We start from the raw sequence: 23,227 nt of genomic DNA on the forward strand, positions 1-23,227 counted from the left end.
ATGGCATTAGTTATTGGAGTCACCGGTGGTATTTCCAGTGGAAAATCCACCGTAGCCAACTTGTTTCATGAACATTTTGCAATCGACATCGTTGACGCAGACCTTGTAGCACGAGATGTCGTTGCTCCGGGAACAGAAGGTTTAGCACAAATCGTTGAGCATTTTGGCGAGCAAATACTCAACCATGATCATTCGCTAAACCGCAGCCGATTACGTCATTGTATCTTTGCCAATGAACATGAAAAACAATGGCTTAATCACTTATTACATCCAATGATACGCCAGCAAATGCAAGCACAGCTAGCACAAGTAACATCACCGTATGCCTTATTAGTTGTGCCATTACTAATTGAAAATCAATTACAATCATTGGTCGACCGCATTTTAGTTATTGATGTACCGGAAACGATACAAATAGAGAGAACCATGCAAAGAGACAAGGTTTCTGCAGAGCAAGTGAGTGCTATTTTAGCCTCTCAGGCCACCCGTGAGGAGCGCTTATCTCATGCTGATGATGTTATCTGTAATCATTTATTAGACAATCCATTATTACCACAAGTAACACAATTGCATCAAACCTACTTGGCCTTGAGCAAGCAACCTGAACAGTCAGAGTAAAATATGAAAGGGTCATTGAATGACAACACATAAGTTCGAACATCCACTCAACGAAAAAACGCGGATCTATCTGCGAGTTGAAGCTTTGCTCGCGCAATTACTCAATGCATCACAGCATCCTGATGGCATTCAGTATCAGCTTTTTTTCCGAGCACTGTTTGATCTTTTAGATATTTTTGAACAAATTCAACTGAAAAGTGAACTTGCAAAAGACATAGAAAAACAAAGACAAATGTATCGCAGTTGGCTAAATGTCGAGGGCGTTGATCAAGTCACTTTACGTACTTTGTTGCAAGATATTGACGGTATCCATCGCAGCTTAATGAATGCAGAACGTTTTGGTCTGTCACTAAAAAATGATCGCTTCTTGAGTACGATTCGACAGAGGTTTAATTTACCTGGCGGTGCATGTTGCTTTGATTTGCCTGCGTTGCATTATTGGTTACACTTGCCTACTGAAGTTAAATTAAAAGATGCGAATCAGTGGATAGCGAACTTTAAAGCACTCTCTGACGCCTTACATTTGTGGTTACGCTTAACCCGAGAAACAGGTGACTATCAGCCGCAAACGGCTAAAAATGGTTTTTATCAAGGGGAAGCCACCGACGCCCACATTATTCGACTCGCATTTTCAATGAAAGATGGGGTTTACCCAATGATTTCTGGCCACAAAAATCGCTTTGCGATTAAGTTTCTCGACTTCGAGTCTAACCAAGCCAGCACTCAAGATATTGCGTTTAAAATCGCCGTATGTAACTAGACACAATTTAGGAACTGCCTATGTCCAAAACACCGACTATCGTGAAGTGCCCACAATGCAGCACGTCAGTTGAATGGGGAGAACACAGCCCTTTTCGCCCCTTCTGTAGTAAGCAATGCCAAATGATCGACTTTGGTGAATGGGCAAGTGAAGAAAAGCACATCCCAGGAACCCCAGATATTTCCGATACAGAAGTCTGGTCAGATAGCGATTTGTCATAACGCTATCTCCTATACAAGCATTACCTACAAAAAAAACGGATCTCAATGAGATCCGTTTTTCATTAATTCACTTAATCGCTGGATTAATCCACATCCTCGATATGAACTTCGATATCAGAGACTCGTTGTAAACCTCGTGGCAGTAAGCCACCACGACGACCACGTTCACCACGGTATGTATCCATATCCGATGCTTTGAGTCCCAATTTACGCTTACCTGCATAGAGCGTTAATGAAGCGCCTACCGGCAGAACAAGTAAATGTGAAACGACTTCTTCACGTGCTTTCGCTTTCGCTCCAGGAATGTTAATGATCTTATTCCCTTTACCTTTACTTAGCTGAGGAAGATCTCGAATCGGGAAAATCAGCATCCTACCTTGATCGGTAATCGCTAAAATTTCATCGTGTTCGACTTGCTCGATTGGCTTCGGTGTTAATATTTCAGCATTGGCGGGTAAATTCACTAACGCTTTACCACTGCGGTTCTTCGATAAAAGATCCGTTCCTTTACATACAAATCCATATCCAGCATCAGAGCCAACCAGCCACAACTGATCCTCTTCACCCATAATGACCTGACGGATGGACGTACCATCGGTAATGTTAAGTCGTCCCGTAATCGGCTCACCTTGGCTACGTGCCGACGGTAAGGTATGGGATTCGAGTGAATAACTTCGGCCGTCACTGGCAAGGAACACCGCCGGCTGATTGCTCTTACCGCATGCATGAGCCAAATATTGATCCCCTGCTTTATAGCTGAGCTTTTGACAATCAACTTCGTGGCCTTTGCCTTGACGAATCCAACCTTTCTCCGACAAGATCACAGTGATCGCTTCACTTGGCAATAACTCGCGTTCTGTTAAAGCTTTGGCTTCCGCACGTTCAACTAATGGCGAACGACGATCATCGCCGTATTTCTCTGCATCGGCTTTGAGCTCTTTTTTGATCAAAGTATTCAAGCGACGCTCAGAGCCAAGTAGCTGCTCTAACTTATCACGTTCTTTCGCTAACTCTTCTTGCTCACCGCGGATCTTAACTTCTTCCAGTTTCGCCAAATGGCGTAATTTGGTATCAAGAATAGCATCCGCTTGAATCTCAGAAATACCGAAACGCTGCATCAAGATAGGCTTAGGCTCGTCTTCACTACGAATGATTTCAATGATTTCATCAATATTAAGATAAGCAATCAGCAAGCCTTCTAAAATGTGCAAGCGTGCCATGACTTTATCGAGACGATGCTGCAACCGCGCGCGCACCGTATGGCGGCGAAATTCTAGCCACTCAGCCAAAATATTCACTAAGCCTTTCACTTGCGGACGACCATCTAGGCCAATCATATTCAAGTTAACCCGATAGCTACGCTCTAAATCTGTCGATGCAAACAGGTGGTTCATTACCACATCACAATCCACACGATTCGATTTAGGGACTAAGACAAAGCGCGTTGGGTTTTCATGATCTGATTCGTCACGCAAATCTTCAATCATTGGTAGCTTTTTAGCCCGCATTTGATTGGCGATTTGTTCGAGTAATTTAGATCCTGAAACTTGATGCGGCAAAGCCGTAATCACGATTTCATGGTCTTCTTTGTGCCACAATGCACGCATTTTGACGCTACCACGACCCGTGTTATAAATCTTTTTCAGATCCGCCGGGGGTGAAATCACCTCAGCCTCTGTTGGGTAATCTGGGCCTTTTACAAACTCCATTAAATCCGACAATTCAGATTTTGGGTTTTCCAATAGATGGATCGCAGCATTGGCAACTTCACGCACATTATGTGGTGGAATATCAGTTGCCATACCCACGGCAATCCCTGTAACGCCATTGAGTAAAATATGTGGCAAGCGAGCGGGCAAAATTTTCGGCTCTTTCATCGTGCCATCAAAATTGGGCTGCCAATCTACCGTACCTTGACCTAGCTCACTTAATAATACTTCCGCAAATTTCGATAACTTCGCTTCGGTATAACGCATTGCCGCGAAAGACTTAGGATCATCAGGTGCACCCCAGTTTCCCTGTCCGTCGATCAGTGGGTAACGGTAAGAGAAAGGCTGAGCCATAAGCACCATGGCTTCATAACACGCAGAGTCGCCGTGTGGATGATACTTACCCAGCACATCACCCACGGTACGTGCAGATTTTTTATATTTTGCTGCTGCCGATAAACCAAGCTCCGACATGGCATAAATAATACGGCGCTGTACTGGTTTTAAACCGTCACCAATGTAAGGCAGTGCCCGATCCATGATGACGTACATTGAATAATTGAGATATGCGTCTTCAGTAAACCGTCGTAATGGTAACTGCTCTACGCCATCATAATTGATTTCCGTTGACATTCACTACACCTCAACTTCGGCCAAGTCACCATTGTTTTGCAACCATTGGCGACGATCATCAGCGCGTTTTTTACCTAATAACATATCCATCATTTCTTCTGTTTCTTCACGATCATCCATGGTTAATTGCACAAGACGACGTGTATTGGGATCCATGGTGGTTTCTCGTAATTGCAGTGGGTTCATTTCCCCCAAACCTTTAAAGCGCTGTACGTTCACTTTGGCTTTTTTACTACTCAAGCGCTCTAAAATGCTCGCCTTTTCTTGTTCATCCAAGGCATAGTGAACTTCTTTACCACAGTCGATACGAAATAGCGGCGGCATCGCTACATACACATGGCCACCACTGACTAAGCCACGGAAATGACGCGTAAATAACGCACACAAAAGCGTTGCAATGTGTAAGCCATCTGAGTCGGCGTCGGCAAGAATACACACTTTACCGTAGCGTAATCCTTCTAACGAATCTGAATCGGGATCAATCCCCAACGCCACAGAAATATCATGTACTTCTTGAGAGGCTAGCACTTGATCTGAAGCGACTTCCCACGTGTTTAAGATCTTACCTCGCAGTGGCATGATCGCTTGAAACTCTCGATCTCGCGCCTGTTTAGCACTGCCCCCCGCCGAGTCACCCTCCACCAAAAACAGCTCAGTTCGACTTAAATCTTGTTGTGAGCAATCGGTAAGTTTCCCCGGTAATGCAGGCCCCGAGGACACTTTCTTTCGGACAACCTTTTTACTCGCACGCATACGGCGATGCGCGTTGGCAATACATACTTCGGCTAATAATTCCGCTAACTGAGGGCGTTCATTGAGCCAAAGACTAAACGAGTCTTTGACACCACTTGCCACCAGCCCTGACGCTTGACGTGAGGACAAGCGCTCTTTTGTTTGCCCAGCAAATTGTGGATCTTGCATTTTTACAGACAAAACAAAGGCGCAGCGTTCAAAGATATCATCGCCCGTCAATTTCACGCCACGTGGGAGTAAATTACGATATTCACAGAATTCACGCATAGCGTCTAACAAGCCTTGGCGTAACCCATTCACATGGGTACCACCTTGCGGTGTTGGAATTAAGTTCACGTAGCTTTCAGTAATAAGCTCGCCACCTTCTGGTAGCCAAATTAATGCCCAATCAGCGGCTTCTGTTTCTGTTTTTAACTCGCCAGTCAAAGGCTCTTCAGGTAATACTGGAAAGCCCTTAACGCCTTCCGCGAGATAGTCTTTTAAACCATCTTCGTAATACCATTGGTATTCTTTACCGTTAACTTTATCAGAAAACGTTATTTCTAAACCTGGGCAAAGTACGGCCTTAGCGCGCAAATTATTCACTAACTTGCTTACGGAGAAATTTGCGGAATCAAAGTAACTGGCTTCAGGCCAAAAATGGACAGACGTGCCTTTTGCTCGGCGTCCACAGGTTCCCGTCACGGCGAGATCTTCAACTTTATTACCGTGTTCAAATGCAATGGAATAGATTTGTCCATCACGGCGAACCTTCACTTCAACACGATCGGATAAAGCGTTAACAACGGAAATACCGACTCCGTGTAAACCACCTGAGAATTGGTAACTCTTATTAGAAAATTTACCGCCAGCATGTAACTTACAAAGAATTAACTCTACCCCGGAAATATTTTCTTCAGGGTGAATATCTACAGGCATTCCTCGGCCATCATCAATCACTTCTAAAGATTGATCGGCGTGAAGAATAACTTGTACCTTAGTTGCATACCCAGCCAACGCTTCATCAACACTGTTGTCGATGACTTCTTGCCCCAAATGGTTAGGGCGCGTGGTATCCGTATACATCCCAGGTCGGCGACGTACTGGCTCTAAGCCATTAAGAACCTCAATGGCTCCAGCATTATATTGTTCTGTCATAATACGGAATGCTTATATCGATAAAAATAAGTTAACTGTACTGCATGAATGTGTCACGCAGCTCTCGTTCCTCAAACTGCAGTCTACAAACCAGCAGCACTGTCATAGGGGTCGAACGATGAAAGTTTAAGGGGCACATAGTCTGGATAAGACTAGTTGATGTCAAGTGACATTACTCAGTAATCAATGAATATTCTCACGATTTCTGCAGGGATAACTCAAAGATTTAAGAACTGAATGATGCGTTCAGGGTAACGTTCAAAGTCAACAAAGCCATGATCACCACCAGATTCAATCGTAAGATGTGCAGACTGGTATTTTTTCTCAGCTTGACGATAATCAAGCGTCTCATCTCCCGTTTGTAATAATACCCAAATGTTATCAGGATTTGTCAGAGTCTCTACATCAATCACTTTTAAATCATCAATATGAGTATCATTTAACACATAAGACTCATGGGTATAAGGGTTGATTTGCACGCCAAGAAAATCCACTAACAATTCATACGGTTTTACGGCCGGATTAATCAATACCGCTGGCAATGCATAGTGCGCATTGAGCCACGTGCAAAAATACCCGCCAAGTGAACTGCCGGCTAAACCAATTCGATAATCATTTTGATGCTCTTCCACTAACTGCTTAAGCTGATATGCAGCTTGCTCAGGAAAATTAGGCAGCTGTGGGATCTCGACTCGTATATCAGGGCGATGCTCTGCACAATATTTTGCCATCAATGAGGCTTTTAATGAGCCAGGCGAGCTATTAAATCCATGAACATAAATCAATAAGCTTGGTTTCATGACTAATATCCACTCGCTCTATAGTCGGGTAAAAAACGTCCATGCGTTAGACGTTTGACTTGGGTTTTTATTTGGCCATCAACACACAATTCAATTTCACGCCATCCCGGAGAGCGGTTATCTAAACAAAATTGACTCGATTGCGGTTTAAATTGCACACACGTCGATGGCGTCGCTAACACACGTACACCATGGTGATCGACATCCAGCTCTTGATGAATATGCCCACACATCACGCCTTGCACTTTGTCATAACGCTGCACAATATCCCAAAAATCTTGGCTGTCTTTTAGTGTATGCTGATCTAACCACTGACTCCCCGCCAAGACAGGATGATGATGCAATACAATTAAAGACCACTTATCGGGATGTTGCTGCAATGCTTTATCGAGTACCGCCAATTGCTCTTGATTCAAGCGCCCATGTGGCACACCTGATACTTGAGAGTCTAACATCACGATCTGCCAATGCTCATTAAGCACGACTTGCTGCTGACATACCACTTGTGGCGTCGGTAACACGCTAAACATTTCGGGTTTATAATCATGATTTCCAGGCAACCAATAACAGCTTTTTTCGAGCGGTTTAATGCCTTCGACAAAGCGAGCATAAGAGTCATGACTGTGATCTTGGGAGATATCTCCCGTGGCGAGAATCGCATCAAACTCGACCTGAGTATTTACAATATCTTCGACAACCGCATGAAAGCTTTCTGCTGTATTCACGCCGAGTAAACACCCATCGTTTGGCGCAAACAAATGCGTATCCGTGATTTGCAACAGATGGATGCTACTGGAATTGTCTTTGCTAGGCGACACGTTCAAAATCAATAAACCTAAGTTATTATGGTTGACGGATATTAAGAGGAGCCCGACTGATCCCATGTCTCAGACAAAAGGTAAGCCAGTCACCTAAAAACCGGTTAAGTTGCGCTTTTTCGTCTCTCTGTACCATTTTCACATTCGGATAGTCATAACGCGCTTGGATACGACCCAATTGATCAGCTGAACACACTTCAGCAACCCGAGCATCATGGTATAGCCTGACAGACATTGTCGGTAAAGGAAATACAGCAACTTGATCACTTTGACAAATTTCGATCAACGTCGTGTATTTGGTTATTTCCAATATATGTAGTTGATAGATCATACTGATCGCTTCATAGCAGCGTGTGTGACCCACTTCGCCTCTGGCTGGCAACAATGCATTGAGCTTTACATAATTGGTTTCGTAAAGCCTCATTAACTCTGGGAAATCAACGTGGTATTTTTTTCGGATTGCTAACTCTGCCATTGTTCTCGTAACACTTTGTAATTTAGTTCCAACCATTGCAACGCAATAATTGAGGCTCCATTCTCAAATTGCCCATTTTTCACTAACTGATAAGCATATTCACGGCTTACCACGTGAACTTTGATATCTTCACCTTCTTCATCCAACCCATGCACTCCAGCGGCTAATGAACTATTAACTTGACCCACAAAGACATCTAAACGCTCAGAGCAGCCACCAGAAGAAGGATAAAACGAAGTCACTTTTTCGAGTTCAATTAAGTCAACGCCCGCTTCTTCTTGCGCTTCTCGCGTGACGACTTCTTGTGCGCTCTCGTTATCATCAAACACACCGGCAACAATTTCTAACTGCCATGGATGTTCATGCTCTAAGGCGCCGACACGAATTTGTTCAATCAGTACGACTTCATCACGCACCGGATCGTAGGGTAAAACAGCGGCAGCTCGGCCACGTTCGAACATTTCACGTTCAATCGGCTGACTCCATCCTCCGGCAAACAAGCGGTGCTTAAACCGATATTTCACCATACTAAAAAAGCCACGAAAGAGTGTTTCTTTTGAGAGAATCTCGAGATCCTGTGAAGAAAATGTCTCTCGTTGTTTTGGATCAATAGCCATACCACCTCCCGATAGAATCCCATAGTCTACTCATGACAGGGGTAAAGTACCAAGGACATGGTTCAACTTTTACTATAAATTTTAAATTTTTATTTATTGACAGAGTAGTCAATAATCATCACTTGTACAGTATAAGCAAAAAATGTATAACCTTTGGCATCAATCCCTCCTATTTTACGATAAACTGTGCCAACTTTGGCTTAAAAACGGCAGGAAAAATACCAATGAACAAACTGCTACCTATTATTATTAGTGCAGCATTAGGAAGCTTTTCGGCTTTCACCTGGGCAGACAACCTAGCCCAAGTCTATGATTTAGCAAAAAAGAATGATCCGCAACTTCTGGGACAAGAAGCATCTCGAGATCGTGCCTTCGAGGCGATTAACTCAACAAAGAGTGCTTTATTACCACAAATCAATTTGACGGGCGGTTACACTATCAACAGCAGTGACGAATCTGTACGTAACAGTCGTGCTCTATCTGCAGGTGTGACATTTAGTCAAGAATTATATAAACGCTCGAGCTGGTTATCATTAGATTCAGCCGAGAAACAAGCTCGCGTTGCGGATGCCAATTACGCCGCTGCTCAGCAATCTTTAATGATGCGAGTAGCAGAAGCGTACTTTGATGTCTTACGTGCCAAAGATAATTTGGCATTTGTGCAATCTGAGAAAAATGCGGTATCACGTCAGCTAGACCAAACTAAACAGCGTTTTGATGTCGGTTTATCTGCAATTACTGATGTTCACGATGCAAAAGCACAGTACGACGCCGTATTAGCCGATGAAATCATCGCTAAGAACACACTGGATAACAGCTACGAGTCACTGCGAGAAATTACCGGTCAAGAGCCAACTCACCTTAGTATCTTAGATAAGAAGCGTTTCTCAATTACTCGTACGCAAGACAGTATGACGAAAATGCTCAATCAGGCTGAAACTAAGAACCTCACCTTGCTTGCTGGACGCATCACCAAAGACATCGCGAAAGATAAAATTTCTTTAGCTGATGCCAAAAACCTACCGTCATTGACCTTAGATGGTGGCTACAATTATAACCGTGAATACGACAGCGATTACGCGAAATACAATACCTTTGATAATCATGATACCAAAGACTTAAACGTCGGTATTAATGTATCAGTACCTTTGTATACTGGTGGTAATATTACCTCTCTAAGCAAGCAAGCAGAATTACAATACGTTCAAGCTAGCCAAGATTTAGAAGCGCAGTATCGTAGTGTCGTAAAACAAGTTCATGCATTTAATAACAATATTAATGCCTCTGTTGGTGCAGTGAATGCTTATCAACAAGCACTCGTTTCTGCTAAATCAGCACTAAAAGCCACAGAAGCAGGCTTTGAAGTGGGTACTCGTACGATTGTTGATGTTCTTGATTCAACACGCCGCTTATACAATGCGAAGAAGAATTTAGCGGATGCGCGCTACGACTACATTATTAATGTATTAAAACTACGTAAAGCAACAGGCACATTGAGCGAGCAAGATATTTTAGACATCAATGCAGGTCTACAAAAAGCTCCGTCAAACGGTAGTTAATGTGTGATTATCATAGCAATAAAAAACGCCGACATTGTCGGCGTTTTTTTATATCGAATCATCAGATAAAAAGTAACTTACTCTTCATTTTTCTTAATAGATTCAATGATTTTTGTCGTTGAGCAACCATCTTCAAAATTCAGTACTTTGACCGCACCACCGTCTGCGATCACTTCTTTACCACCCGCGATTTCTTCTGGCTTATAATCGCCACCTTTGACCAATAACGAAGGAAGGATCTCGGCGATCACGCGCTGCGGTGTATCTTCACTAAATGGTACCACCCAATCCACCGCTTCTAAGCCGGCTAATACTGCCATGCGTCGATCGAGTGTATTGACAGGACGGCCTGAGCCTTTCAATCGTTTTACCGATTCATCAGAATTTACGGCAACGATCAAACGTTCACCTAATTGCGCAGCATTATTTAAATAAGACACATGACCTGCATGTAAAATATCGAAACAGCCATTGGTCATCACGACTTTCTCACCACGACGTTTAGCTTGCTTAACCGCTTCTATGAGCTTTTCTTCCGTCGTTACACCATATTCAGTGTCACGAGAGCCATGCACCGCTTCGGCTAATTCAACAGTAGATACCGTGGATGTCCCCAGCTTACCGACTACGATCCCCGCCGCAGCATTCGCTAAGGCACAGGCTTCGTCCAGTGGTTTACCCGCAGCTACTGATGCCGCCAGTGTTGAAATAACCGTATCACCCGCTCCTGTTACGTCATACACTTCTTTCGCCAAGGTCGGTAAGTGAAATGGCAATTCACCACGACGTAATAGCGTCATACCATGTTCACTACGCGTCACCAGTAGCGCTTCAAGATCAAACTGCTCAATCAGCTCGAGCCCTTTTTCCACTAATTCTTCTTCTGTTTTAACCTTCCCGACCACCTGCTCAAATTCAGACATGTTGGGAGTTAGAATTGTGGCTCCACGGTAGCGTTCAAAGTCCGCACCTTTGGGATCCACCAACACTGGGATATTCGCTGTACGCGCTTTTTGAACAAATTGCTGTACATGCTCTAAAGCACCTTTCGCATAATCAGATAAAATCAGCGCACGTACGTTAGGTAGCGCGGCATCCATACGCTCCAAAATCAATTGGGCATCGGTATTTTCAAACTTATCTTCAAAGTCCAAACGAATCAGTTGCTGACCACGACTTAATACACGCAACTTAGTAATAGTTGGATAATCGGGTAATGCCACAAAATCGCACTTCACATTGAGAGAACTCAGTTTGTCATTCAATACCTGTGCAGGTTCATCTTGTCCTGTTAGACCGACAATATGCGCACGACCTCCCAAAGACGCAATATTCATCGCGACGTTGGCTGCACCGCCAGGACGCTCTTCATTTTGTTCCACTTTCACAACTGGCACAGGTGCTTCAGGCGAAATACGCCCGGTCGCGCCATACCAGTATCGATCCAGCATGACATCACCGATGATCAATACCCCTGCATCGTTGTAATCAGGTAGGATTGGCTTCATTCATGGTTCTCCAATTTTCGTTATGCCGCGAAGTCTATCACAAGCATGACAATGACTAAAACTCTCTCAGCCCAGCCATGTATTCCAAAGATCAATGACCTGCTCACGTTCATTTGTAAAACGCGATAACGCGACATCCGTTGAAAGATTCAATAAGTTACGTCTGTGGATCTGGTTGCGTAACGTCGTATAGGCATGAGTTAATTGTGCTGCTTGCTCAGAGCTCAATACCGCTTGCTGTGCCAGAGATTCAAAAATACGCACATTATCTGACCACCGTGTAAGTTGTGGTTTTGTATGACTATAACGTAGTACCAGATACTGAGCCAAAAACTCAATATCAGTGATCCCACCCGAATCTTGTTTAAGCATAAATCGACCGGCTTTTTTACCAGCGAGATGTTTACGCATTTTCTCTCGCATATCGGCGACAGCCTGTTTTAAAGTCGCCTCATTGCGGGGGATGGTTAAAATATCATGACGTACACGCGTAAAGCCTCGCTCTAAAATTTCATCACCATACACCATTCGCGCCCGAACCAGTGCTTGATGCTCCCACGTCCACGCATTTTCTTGCTGATACTGTGCAAAGGAAGTCAGGGGGCTAACTAATAGTCCGGCGGCTCCCGATGGACGTAAGCGGGTATCGACATCATATAAAATACCTGAAGGAGTACGGGTAGAAAATAAATGTGTAATACGCTGCGCTAACCGTAAATAAAACTGTTTACCATCTATTTCTTTCGCACCATCGGTCAGCACATGATCAGGACAATCATGTAAAAAGACTAAGTCGAGATCCGAATTGTAGCCGAGCTCCCACCCGCCGACTTTACCATATCCCAATACCGCAAATCCGAGCCCATCTCTCTCAGAGAGATGCGTTGGCTGCCCAAATTTTTCCGTCACTTGTTGCCACGCTTGCTTAACCACGCTAGCAATGATCGCTTCTGCTAGCGAAGTTAAATGATCGCTCACCTTCATCACCGGTAACACTCCAGTGATATCAGCCGCGGCGATACGTAAAATGGCAATTTGCTTAAACTGACGCAGCCCCTCCATTTGCTGTTCCATGTCATCTTCTGGAATTCGCGCCATAAAGTCACGCAACTCACGGTGATACTCAGAGACGTCAATCGGATGATATAGCTGCTCAGGGTCAATCAATTCATCAAGCAAAATGGGATAACGCGAGAGTTTTTTCGACACCATTGGGCTCGCGGTACATAAATTAACTAACTGGGTTAACGCCGCAGGGTATTCATCTAATAACTCGAGGTAGGTTGTTCGAGTCACGATATGATTTAATAATGAAAGAACACGCTCAAAACCAAACTCAGCATCTGGATGGATGAAAATCGCATGAAACACTTTGGGCATCAGGTGATTCAATACATCTCGTCCACGCGGACCAATCGTTTTTTTATCTAAATCGTGTTTAAAACTCACCAGTTGTTGATGAAGGTTCGCCTTAATAGAAATAGACAACTCATCATGAAGGATTTGCTTCACCATTTCTTCATCATCAGATAACTGCCACAATTCTTGATAGCACTCCGGCGCACAGTCTTGAGTATGCTCTTCTTCTTCACCAATCACATCATTAAACACTTGATGAACGTTTTGCATATGCTGACGCAGTTGTACGACTAAAGCCGACCAATCAGTAAAGCCACAGGCATAGGCTAAACGTGCTTGATTAGCGCTATCTTGCGGTAAGGTTTGTGTCTGTTTATCCTCAAGCGCTTGTAAGAGGTTTTCTAAACGGCGCAAAAATAAATAGGCTTGATATAATTGCGTTATGGCTAATTCAGGCATTAACTCTAGCTGCTTAATGCCCTCTAGAGCAGACAGCAAACCACGCTCTTGTAGAGCGGGTTCACGCCCACCGCGGATCAATTGAAACGCTTGAACAATAAACTCAATTTCGCGTATGCCTCCCGCTCCTAGTTTAATATTGTCATGCAAACCTCGTCGGCGTACTTCACTGCGAATCATGGTTTTCATACGGCGCAGTGATTGAATGGCACTAAAATCAATATAACGACGAAACACAAATGGACGCAGCATTTCACGTAGCTCTTGATAATGTGCATACATTTCTCGCCCCATCACACGCGCTTTTACCATGGCATAACGCTCCCAATCCCGCCCTTGCTCTTGGTAATAATCTTCCAAAGCCGAATAGCTCATGACTAAAGGCCCGCTTTCACCAAAAGGTCGTAAGCGCATATCGACGCGATAGCAAAAACCATCAACAGTGGGTTGATCAAGCAGTTTAATGAGGCGTTGTCCTAAGCGAGTAAAAAATTGTGCATTCGCAATTGAGCGGCGTGTTCCCTGAGTTTCTCCATTTTCTGGATAGGTAAAAATAAGATCGATATCCGAAGAAAAATTCAGCTCTGTACCGCCCAGTTTCCCCATACCAATGATGAGCATCGATTGCGGATGCCCATCGACGCTCATCGGTGTTCCCCACTCCCGACAGCACATTTGATAGAGCCAGTGATAGGCTTCAAAAATGATCGCCTCAGCCAGTTCAGATAAATGGTGCAAACTCTCTTGGATGCTCCATAACTGATGGAAATCTCGCCAAGCAATTATCGTCATTTCCTCTTGACGAAAATGACGTAAAATCGCCATCGCTTGCACTTCTGATTCGCAGGTTAACAGTTGCTGCGATAAGACATCTCGATATGCCACAGGGTCATTAACCTTAAAGGGAATGCGTTTCGGTAAATCCCCTGCCCATTCAGGCCCCCTTTTCAAGGTTTCAGCAACGAATGGACTTAACCCCATCACTTCACAAGTTTGCTGTTGTAATTCGTCTGACCATTCAGCTACCTGAGGTAATACCTCAAGCAACTGAGAGAATTCTTGCTCAGCCAGAGCTTGAAGTGGCGAGGGTAACGGCATGTGAAATCCTTATGTACGTGCTCAAACAGGGTGTAAAATCAGTATACTGAAGTACAAAAAAGCCGCCAGATGAATCCCCAAAAGATTGAATCTAAGACATAAAAAAAGCACCAATACAATTGGTGCTTTTGAGTTGTAAAACAGGTACGGCCTACTACACCGTAAACTCCATAATTTTCTTATCTAAGGTTGCCGCATTATGCTCCAGAGCCTGTGAGGTTTCTTGTAACTCACCAATCACAGACACCGATACTTCCACTAAGCCTCTAACATTGGTTAGATTTTGATTCATTTCTTCCGCGACCGTGCTTTGCTGACTCGCGGCTGTCGCGATTTGGAAGTTCATGTCATTGATTTGTTTAACATGGTCAACAATATTATCAAGCTCAGATCCAGCGTTACTGACCAGCTCAACACCATCTGCCGCTTCCACAACACTTTTTTCCATAAGAGACACGGCTTGATTGGCGCTTTGCTGTAACTGCTCAATCATACTCTGGATATCAACTGTCGCATTTTGTGTGCTCTGTGCTAGGTTACGCACCTCATCTGCGACAACCGCAAAACCTCGGCCTGACTCCCCTGCTCGCGCGGCTTCGATGGCGGCATTCAAAGCCAATAAATTGGTTTGATCGGAAATTCCTCGAATGGTATCAACGACACTACCGATCACTTCTACTCTTTCTTCGACTTGATTAACCGCTTGGGCGGATTCGGAAATATCATTAGAAAGCGCCCGCATTTTCACCACAGTGCTATTAACGAACTGTTGTCCAGAACTGGCTTGCTGTGACGTACTATCTGTCAGTGTTGACGCGCTATGAGCATTGTCTGCCACCGTTTGTACCGTCGATGTCATCTCGCTCATCGCAGTGGCGAGCATGTCGATCTCATTAAATTCTTCCTGAGCTGACTGTTTGGTTTCTGCCATACTCGTCGCCATAACACCGGTGATTTCTGCCAGCTCATTCGAGGATTGAATTTGGTTTTTAATCAAATCATTTAATTGAAGACGAGTTTTTTCCAGCTCACGAGCCACATCGCCATACTCATCCTTACACTCCATAGCGATCGGTTGCGAGAGATCGCGTTGCGCCATTCGCTTAATCACCAAGCTAAGATACTGTGTTTGTTTGAGCATGACGCGCGCTGCAAACAAAAGCAAAATCACAAAGACAACAATCATGCCACAGGTTTGCCAAGCCACTTGGACTAAATAATCCTCGTAATGCTTTTGGGCAATATCAGCGCTTTGGGTTGCAACAAGAATTGCTTGATAAAAAGTGTGAGCATCCCATAACTGCTTAGTAATGATTAATATGGTACTAAATACCATTAACAGTATCATTCTAGGAACTAGCCGAACGTCAGTGATGATCCGTTCCCATGGCGTAAAGGCCATTGTTGTCATATCTTTCTCCGAATAGTTATTACATTGTAATTATAGTTTTTTGGATCAAAGTCCAATCTAAGCTATGTCATACTAACAAAATGTATAAGAATGAACCTACTTGGTTTGGGGTTAATCCCTTAATTTGTGATCGCCCACAGAGTCTTAAACTTGAATACAAATATTCACTAATTACAATGTTTTGTGACGGATAACAAAAAAAGAAGCCAATGGCTTCTTTTTTTTCATACCGAATTTGAGAAAGTTTAATCCCGCCAATAAGGCTTGGCATCAAAACCACTAAAACGTGATTGATCCATCGCATGCAAAATTGAATGCTCTTGACGAGTGATCCAACGAAGTAGCTGTGCGTGCTGCTCACTATCCTCAAGCTTGTCGACAAGGCCCTCAATCGGCTGCAACATAAGCAGATCATCGATGCCATCCAGCAGATCTTCCCAAGGTAAGCGAAACGATTGGCACTCTTCATCGGTGAACAAATGGCAAAAACACATCCCCGTATACAGGTTACGTGTCAAATGCTCTTGCTGCTCAATATAGCCTTGTTTCGTCACTTTATGCTCAGGCGGAAACGCTTCAATCAATTCTGCCCATGAACGATCAAGCTGTTTCATCGCAAAATCCGTTACCGGACAATCAATGTTTTCTTGCGCCTGCTCATCCAAAAATGGCTGCCACCCTCGTGTTAAAATCCACCGACTTAAGTCTAAAAGCAAAGCGGTATAGCGACTAGAATCTATCAAAGCCAATGTGTCTGCTCTGGTCGGCAGGGCAGATTTTAACTCTTTCAGCTCATTCACTAAACGCTTACGCGTATCCAACTTACGAAGCGCATATCCTTTATCATCAAGCAAGTTATTCAGATAGTCGTCATCTCTTAGCCAACGTAATTCATCTTCTAACCATTTAAGTTCTTGGCGAAGAATCGCACTCGCTCGACGAGGGACAATGCTACTGAACACAGTAAGAATTTGACGAATAAAACAAACAGAAGAACGGATCTTATTGAGCGCTTCATTATTATCTTGCTCAACATAGATTTGTTCGTGGCGCTGCCAATGCGATAACGCGTGCTCGAGTGATTTAATAAAACAAGTTTCAACCGTATCTTGAGAACGTACTGTGACGGGCTGAAGAGTACTAACCGTGTCGATAGGCTGTTGGTAGGCTAAGCGATACCCTCTGGCCGCTTTACTGCGATTTCCCAAACGCATACCGCCATGCTCACTGATATGACGAGCTAAGGTGAACAAAGCATCCACCTGACCAGATTTGAGCTCCAGTTCGACCTCACAAATATCTTCCGATAAGCCACCAGCAGACACAACACCACTATCAAAGGCGATCTCTATCTGGCTACCATCTTGCATGGCAACAAGCCAAGTTTCACGATTAAAGTCAGTCACAAATAACGGCACCAACTCGTCTTGTAAGGCTGCCACCGTTTTGCCTTCTGGCCAAATATTGTCGGGATGCAATGTCAAATCAGGATCATCGCCCGAGTGTTCGGCATTATACTCGGGCCGTTGGTGTAACCCCGCCACAACCCGACCGGCTGTCTTAACCGTTTGAATATACACATCATCATAACGACGGATACGCAAACCAATATCGTGGTTACGTAACCAATTATCCGGTGTGTCAAAATAGGTGTTGCCTAAATCACGACAACTGTGCTGAAGTATCCGTGCATCAGAGATTTTTTCGCGTAAAATATCTGCAAATTCTGGAGAAACAAAAAACTTCAGTTCTATCTCGGTTTCCATAGCTATACCTTTCGAAGAAGATGACGACAGGATATTGTCTATTCGAGACTTGAGCAAGAGAGAAATATCGAGCATTTGATGATCTAAACTATTTTAATGCCGCTCTGAATGGGGTAACATGCGCGCCTTTATAGCCAACGCTCAACATTTCGCCATAAATGACGTATGTTTAATTTAGGTTATAGCAATTGGGTTGAATCACCATGCCAGTGAATACAATAATGGGGTTATTTGCAAAGTCCCCTATAAAGCCTTTGCAGCAACATGTAGTCTGTGTGAACGAATGTTGTTCTCATCTAGTCAACTTCTTTGAAGTAGCAAACAGAGGTGACTGGGAGAAGGCAGCAGAACTTCGTTCTCAAATCTCTCATTTAGAGAAAGAAGCAGATGTCCTAAAACGAGAGATTCGTCTTAAGTTGCCTCGTGGCTTATTCATGCCAGTCGATCGTACTGACATGTTAGAGCTATTAACGCAACAAGATAAACTCGCCAACCTTGCCAAAGACATTTCAGGCCGAGTACTCGGTCGACAACTAGGCATTCCCGAATCAATGCAAGAGGATTTTATTCTCTATGTGCAACGCTGCCTCGATGCTGCTTCACAAGCTGAAAAAGTCATTAATGAGCTTGATGAACTACTCGAAGCTGGATTTAAAGGGCGTGAAGTCACATTAGTTGCTGAAATGATCAACCAACTAGACGTAATAGAAGACGATACTGACAATATGCAGATTAACCTGCGCCAACAGCTATTAGCGATGGAAGCAGAGTTGAACCCTATTGATGTTATTTTCCTTTATAAAATTTTTGAATGGGTCGGTGGTATTGCAGATCAAGCGTTGCGCGTAGGTGCTCGTTTGGAAGTAATGTTGTCTCGCTCATAAGAATAAAAGTTAACCCAATAACAAAGAGTATTTAACGAACTTTGTCCGATTTAAGCGAATATATTTACGCTCACGGGCTAGGCGTGTGTTGAAAAACATAAATGCTCCGCTTGTTATCAACAACTAGGTATTACGATGGATATCCTTGCTAACTACGGCACTGTCCTGATTTTAGTCGCAGCCGCTTTTGGTTTATTAATGGCAATTGGCATCGGTGCAAACGATGTAGCGAATGCGATGGGCACTTCCGTAGGCTCAAAAGCACTGACCGTTAAACAAGCGATAGTAATCGCTATGATTTTTGAGTTTGCTGGCGCTTATTTGGCCGGTGGCGAAGTTACTGACACTATTCGTAAAGGCGTGATTGAAACGTCTTTATTTACAGCTCACCCTGATGTATTGATCTACGGCATGCTCTCGGCACTATTAGCCGCTGGCACCTGGCTACTTGTCGCCTCGTATATGGGCTGGCCCGTTTCTACTACTCACTCCATCATTGGTGCCATTATTGGTTTCGCGTGCATATCTGTAGGGACGCATGCGATTGATTGGTCATCTGTCCAAGGTATTGTGGGAAGTTGGATTGTTACCCCCATCATTTCTGGTTTCTTTGCATACTTGATTTTCATTAGTGCTCAACGTCTGATTTTTGATACCGATACGCCACTACTGAATGCAAAACGTTTTGTTCCTGTTTACATGTTTATTACCACGATGGTCATTGCATTGGTAACAATCAAAAAAGGCTTGAGCCATGTGGGTCTAAACCTTACCTCACTAGAGGCATGGATATGGTCTATTGCCGTTTCAGCCATGGTGATGATTGGTGGTTATATTTACATTGCGAAACACTTCTCTAATCGTGATAACAATGATGGCTCAAACAGCGTTGAAAGCATTTTCAGCGTATTGATGGTCATTACGGCATGTGCAATGGCATTCGCACATGGTTCAAACGATGTTGCCAATGCTATCGGTCCACTCTCTGCCGTGGTTGCCACAGTGCAAAACATGGGTGAGATTGGCGCGAAAAGTGATATCGCGTGGTGGATTTTACCACTTGGTGGTGTCGGTATCGTAGTGGGCCTAGCGACGCTTGGTCATAAAGTGATGGCGACAGTTGGTACGGGGATTACTGAATTGACCCCAAGTCGCGGCTTTGCAGCGCAGCTAGCAACGGCGTGTACGGTTGTCCTTGCCTCAGGTACAGGTTTACCAATTTCAACCACACAAACATTGGTCGGTGCGGTCTTAGGTGTTGGTTTTGCTCGAGGCATTGCCGCTCTAAATCTTGGCGTAGTACGTAATATTGTAGCTTCCTGGATCATCACGCTACCAGCAGGCGCATTGTTGGCCGTAATCTTCTTTTACGCCATTCAAGCGGTATTTAGTTAACGACGCGAGTCATATCTTTGTAAATGAGAAGTAAATTCTCACATAAATACACATAAAGGGAGGCTTAGCCTCCCTTCTTTGTTGCACCGAAGCCGGAAAATTTTTACTATCAATGTATTAAACAAAACTCTATTGAAGCAAAACTCAAAAACGCTAAGGGATTTACTGTGAAAAAACTGCTCTGCATGGTACTTCTGTCTCTGATTGCGACTCCGCTATTGGCACAGGAACGTTATATTTCGGATGAATTGTTTACTTACATGCACTCAGGTCCGACGAACAAGTATCGTATTATTGGTAGCGTCAACGCCGGTGAAAAAGTCAAACAGCTTGATGAAAATAAAGACTCAGGCTTTACCAAGATCGTCGATGAGAAAGGTCGTACAGGCTGGGTACAAAGCCGTTTTGTTACGAAAACAGAAAGCCGAGCGATTCGCATGCCAAAACTAGAAAAAGAATTGGCGGTAGTGAAAAGCAAACTTGCGACTGCACAAAAAACCGCGGACGAAGAAAAAGCGGGATTAGCGGAATCTCTTGAAGTACGTAATAAACAAATCTCTGATCTTGAAAAAAATTACGGTGATATCAGTAATAAGCTCACCAATTCACAAGCAGAAGTTCGTCAATTACGAGCCAAACTCGATACACAAAAAGAAGACTTACTGCTGAAATACTTTATGTATGGTGGTGGCGTTGCTGGTATTGGTTTGTTACTGGGTCTTATTCTGCCGCATATTATTCCACGTCGTAAACGCTCACCTTCTGGCTGGGCATAAAAAACGGCCTAATAGAATACAAAAAAAGCGACCTTAATGGTCGCTTTTTTATACGATAAAGCTCTATCCTTTCCAGTCATAAAGTGCCGGAATTTCAATGAGTTTACCTTTAAATTTAATCACAGTACTTTGCGGTTTGATATCTAATAATTGTATGTTTGACCCGATATTATCGCCTTGACGATATTCAACTCCATTGACCTTTATCCAGCGGCGTACTACATCGGTCGTATAGACATGGCTTTGAAAATTCAATGGCGGTAACTGACCAGAAAACTCAGTGATATGCTGACGAATATCCATTGCATCTTGAGACTCGCCTTGCTTACGAGCATTATGCTCACCTTTCAACGCCGCCTCTACTCGTGACTGGAGTGAAGGGGATAATTTACTCATATCGAGATGACTTAAAGCATCATCCCCTTGCTGTACCTGTGAAGGCTTCTCTGTACGCTGCTGAGTTCTTGCATGCTTAGCTTGTGTAATTGCCTGTTTGATGGCCTCTTCAGTAATCTCTGGTTGCTCCTCAGAAGCCGCTGACGCATTTTTATTCTTTTTCGTTACTCCTTGGGAGAGTGAATGATTACTCGCATCTTGAGCTTGCTGTGCGTCTCTCATCGGTATCATTGGAATCGTGTTTAAATGCTTAAACGATGGATAAGACCCCTTTTGGTAATCCGCTGGCTGGATATGAGTGGCCGGAGCTAAATGCTGTTGCTGATGAATACTCTGCTGTCTGGCATGCCATGCCGCGCCTCCCATTACCACAGCAACAACAGCCACAGGTGCCATCAGCAACGCGCCCTTCACCCAAATAGGTAACATCGTATTATTTTGCATCAAGAGGCTCCTTATTTTGCTGAGAGCTAAGCCGTTGGTTTTGTAATGTCGGTGCCGCGGCAGGGTTAAGCCTATCGATACGCTGTAATGTCTGCATGCCAGCGACGCCATCCACCGTCATGTGCTGCCAACGTTGAAATGTCATCACTTTATGCTTAAGTGTTTTATCAAACGTACTCGATTGCACAATAGGCTCACGTAGTAACGTGGCGAGGGTATGATTTAACTGCACCACATCTTGCCCTTGCATGCCCTCTTTCAACGTACGGGTAAATTGGTGCTGCCAAACCGCCCAGTACTGCCCCTGCCAATAAGGTAATAACCACTTCGCTTGCACTCGATATGCTTTACCATCAATCAGTACCTCTACCTCATCCCGCTCAATATGGTTTAAAATGGCATACGCCTCAGTACCGGGCAGGGTTAATTTCAGTACCACTGGTCGATTAAATTTTTTTATCTCTGCCCAGTCACCGTGAAACGCCTGGCACTGTATCGTTTGGCGTTCATTATTTTGGCATAACGTATCGCTGACTGACGCTTGATATCCCCAGAGCGCAAATAGCGTCGTTATTGCCGCTTCTTTATCTGTCGCATGAGTTAATGCTTGATTGATAGCCTGAGGTAACACGGTTTTTACTACGGGCTGAGGAGCATCAGGCATCGGGAGTGCTCGATCAATGAGCGCTTGTCCTGTCCATTGCCAACTGACGACAAGCGCCGCCGCCATCAATCCACCTAATCCTAAATACCTTGCGGCTTGCCATGCTTGTGAAGGTCTGACCCATCGCTCTGTCTGCGGCTGCTGATAAACCGTTGATTGAAAACTCATGACTTGTGTCGTCGCGGTTTTGACATCGTGCAACTCAATATGACGCTTACCTTGCTGATAGCTGAGTTTTAATGTGGCATCGCCAATCAAGTTAATCAGTCGCGGAATACCGTGAGAATGTTTCGCTATCCACTGCTTCGCTGGCGCTGGAAATAAGTCGGGATCCCCACCAGCCCGCTGGAGACGAAATTGTAAGTACTCATTCACTTCATTATTATCTAACGGCAAAATATGGTAACGAGCGGTGATCCGCTGGGCAAGCTGTCGCAATTGCGGGAGTTGGAGGTTATTTTGTAATTCAGGCTGCCCAACCAGTAATACTTTAAGTAACTTACGTTGCTCTGTCTCTAAGTTGGTTAATAATCGCAACTGCTCTAATACATCCGGAGTGAGGTGCTGCGCTTCATCAATCACTAGTAATGTACTGTGGCCTTGTGCGTCTTGCTCTAGAAGAAATTGATTCAGCCGATCTCTTAATTGCTTTAACGTAGCACTTTCGGGGTAACTAATTGAAAATTCATCACAAATACTGGCAAGCAACTCTTGAATAGAAAAAGTCGGGTTGAGTAAAGATCCGCATTGTGTCTGGGCTGATAGGTCGTTTATCACCGCTTTAGCCACCGTCGTTTTCCCTGTCCCCACCTCGCCAGTGAGTAAGGCAAACCCGCCGCCATCACCTAATCCTGATTTCAGGTAAGTCATGGCTTCTTGATGGCGATGGCTAAGAAATAAATAGCGAGAATTCGGTACTATGGAAAACGGTAATTCGTGAAAGCCAAAATGTTCCTGATACATGTCT

General features: G+C 44.1%; 19 protein-coding genes. 7 read left to right on the forward strand and 12 right to left on the reverse strand.

Annotation, left to right across the window (positions count from 1 at the left end; translation table 11 throughout):
* The 3 genes from coaE to yacG are packed head-to-tail and all read left to right on the forward strand — an operon-like array spanning window position 1 to window position 1,599.
* Window positions 1-618, forward strand: a complete 618-nt coding sequence (gene coaE, locus OCU30_RS10150) for a dephospho-CoA kinase (RefSeq protein ID WP_077315755.1) — start codon at window positions 1-3, stop codon at window positions 616-618.
* A 19-nt stretch (window positions 619-637) separates the two neighbouring features.
* Window positions 638-1,378 carry a cell division protein ZapD gene (zapD, locus tag OCU30_RS10155; RefSeq protein WP_077315756.1) on the forward strand — a complete coding sequence of 247 codons (741 nt, stop codon included), beginning with the start codon at window positions 638-640 and terminating at the stop codon, window positions 1,376-1,378.
* A gap of 20 nt (window positions 1,379-1,398) precedes the next feature.
* Complete coding sequence (yacG, locus tag OCU30_RS10160) at window positions 1,399-1,599, forward strand: DNA gyrase inhibitor YacG (RefSeq protein WP_077315757.1); 201 nt, start codon at window positions 1,399-1,401, stop codon at window positions 1,597-1,599.
* Between the two features lie 83 nt (window positions 1,600-1,682).
* On the opposite strand, the gene parC is transcribed toward yacG, so the two are convergent.
* From parC to nudF, 6 genes are all read right to left on the reverse strand, one after another.
* The gene (gene parC / locus OCU30_RS10165; RefSeq protein ID WP_077315758.1) at window positions 1,683-3,941 is read right to left on the reverse strand and encodes a DNA topoisomerase IV subunit A; all 2,259 of its coding nucleotides are present in this window, start codon (window positions 3,939-3,941) and stop codon (window positions 1,683-1,685) included.
* A 3-nt stretch (window positions 3,942-3,944) separates the two neighbouring features.
* Complete coding sequence (parE, locus tag OCU30_RS10170; RefSeq protein WP_077315759.1) at window positions 3,945-5,831, reverse strand: DNA topoisomerase IV subunit B; 1,887 nt, start codon at window positions 5,829-5,831, stop codon at window positions 3,945-3,947.
* A gap of 218 nt (window positions 5,832-6,049) precedes the next feature.
* Window positions 6,050-6,631, reverse strand: coding sequence for an esterase YqiA (gene yqiA, locus OCU30_RS10175; RefSeq protein ID WP_077315760.1), 582 nt, complete (start codon window positions 6,629-6,631; stop codon window positions 6,050-6,052).
* A gap of 2 nt (window positions 6,632-6,633) precedes the next feature.
* Window positions 6,634-7,455: a 3',5'-cyclic-AMP phosphodiesterase gene (cpdA, locus tag OCU30_RS10180; protein WP_077315761.1), complete on the reverse strand. Its 822-nt coding sequence runs from the start codon at window positions 7,453-7,455 to the stop codon at window positions 6,634-6,636.
* A 19-nt stretch (window positions 7,456-7,474) separates the two neighbouring features.
* Window positions 7,475-7,924, reverse strand: coding sequence for a DUF1249 family protein (locus OCU30_RS10185; protein ID WP_077315762.1), 450 nt, complete (start codon window positions 7,922-7,924; stop codon window positions 7,475-7,477).
* Complete coding sequence (gene nudF / locus OCU30_RS10190; RefSeq protein WP_077315763.1) at window positions 7,912-8,541, reverse strand: ADP-ribose diphosphatase; 630 nt, start codon at window positions 8,539-8,541, stop codon at window positions 7,912-7,914. Before nudF ends, OCU30_RS10185 begins: the two co-directional genes overlap by 13 nt.
* A 224-nt stretch (window positions 8,542-8,765) precedes the next feature.
* On the opposite strand from nudF, the gene tolC reads away from it, so the two are divergent.
* A complete protein-coding gene (gene tolC / locus OCU30_RS10195) occupies window positions 8,766-10,100 on the forward strand; it encodes an outer membrane channel protein TolC (RefSeq protein WP_077315764.1) in 1,335 nt (444 codons plus the stop codon).
* Window positions 10,101-10,177: 77 nt separating this feature from the next.
* Here tolC and hldE read toward each other — a convergent pair whose 3' ends face one another.
* From hldE to OCU30_RS10215, 4 genes are all read right to left on the reverse strand, one after another.
* Window positions 10,178-11,608, reverse strand: coding sequence for a bifunctional D-glycero-beta-D-manno-heptose-7-phosphate kinase/D-glycero-beta-D-manno-heptose 1-phosphate adenylyltransferase HldE (gene hldE / locus OCU30_RS10200; RefSeq protein ID WP_077315765.1), 1,431 nt, complete (start codon window positions 11,606-11,608; stop codon window positions 10,178-10,180).
* A 66-nt stretch (window positions 11,609-11,674) separates the two neighbouring features.
* Window positions 11,675-14,524, reverse strand: coding sequence for a bifunctional [glutamate--ammonia ligase]-adenylyl-L-tyrosine phosphorylase/[glutamate--ammonia-ligase] adenylyltransferase (gene glnE / locus OCU30_RS10205; RefSeq protein WP_077315766.1), 2,850 nt, complete (start codon window positions 14,522-14,524; stop codon window positions 11,675-11,677).
* A gap of 154 nt (window positions 14,525-14,678) precedes the next feature.
* On the reverse strand, window positions 14,679-15,935 hold the full coding sequence (locus OCU30_RS10210) for a methyl-accepting chemotaxis protein (RefSeq protein ID WP_077315767.1): 1,257 nt from the start codon (window positions 15,933-15,935) through the stop codon (window positions 14,679-14,681).
* A 245-nt stretch (window positions 15,936-16,180) separates the two neighbouring features.
* On the reverse strand, window positions 16,181-17,701 hold the full coding sequence (locus OCU30_RS10215) for a CYTH and CHAD domain-containing protein (protein WP_077315768.1): 1,521 nt from the start codon (window positions 17,699-17,701) through the stop codon (window positions 16,181-16,183).
* 203 nt (window positions 17,702-17,904) lie between these two features.
* Here OCU30_RS10215 and OCU30_RS10220 point away from each other — a divergent pair, with 203 nt between their 5' ends.
* From OCU30_RS10220 to OCU30_RS10230, 3 genes are all read left to right on the forward strand, one after another.
* Complete coding sequence (locus OCU30_RS10220) at window positions 17,905-18,585, forward strand: TIGR00153 family protein (RefSeq protein WP_077315769.1); 681 nt, start codon at window positions 17,905-17,907, stop codon at window positions 18,583-18,585.
* Between the two features lie 135 nt (window positions 18,586-18,720).
* Window positions 18,721-19,980, forward strand: a complete 1,260-nt coding sequence (locus OCU30_RS10225) for an inorganic phosphate transporter (RefSeq protein WP_077315770.1) — start codon at window positions 18,721-18,723, stop codon at window positions 19,978-19,980.
* Window positions 19,981-20,147: 167 nt separating this feature from the next.
* Window positions 20,148-20,756 carry a TIGR04211 family SH3 domain-containing protein gene (locus OCU30_RS10230; RefSeq protein WP_077315771.1) on the forward strand — a complete coding sequence of 203 codons (609 nt, stop codon included), beginning with the start codon at window positions 20,148-20,150 and terminating at the stop codon, window positions 20,754-20,756.
* A gap of 63 nt (window positions 20,757-20,819) precedes the next feature.
* Here OCU30_RS10230 and OCU30_RS10235 read toward each other — a convergent pair whose 3' ends face one another.
* Together OCU30_RS10235 and OCU30_RS10240 are read right to left on the reverse strand one after the other, a co-directional pair.
* Entirely contained in the window at window positions 20,820-21,596 is a 777-nt protein-coding gene (locus OCU30_RS10235; protein ID WP_159439156.1) for a general secretion pathway protein GspB, read from the reverse strand.
* Entirely contained in the window at window positions 21,586-23,223 is a 1,638-nt protein-coding gene (locus OCU30_RS10240; protein WP_077315773.1) for an ExeA family protein, read from the reverse strand. Before OCU30_RS10240 ends, OCU30_RS10235 begins: the two co-directional genes overlap by 11 nt.
* Window positions 23,224-23,227: the final 4 nt, after the last annotated feature.

This window comes from Vibrio palustris, from assembly GCF_024346995.1.
Lineage (GTDB): Bacteria > Pseudomonadota > Gammaproteobacteria > Enterobacterales > Vibrionaceae > Vibrio > Vibrio palustris.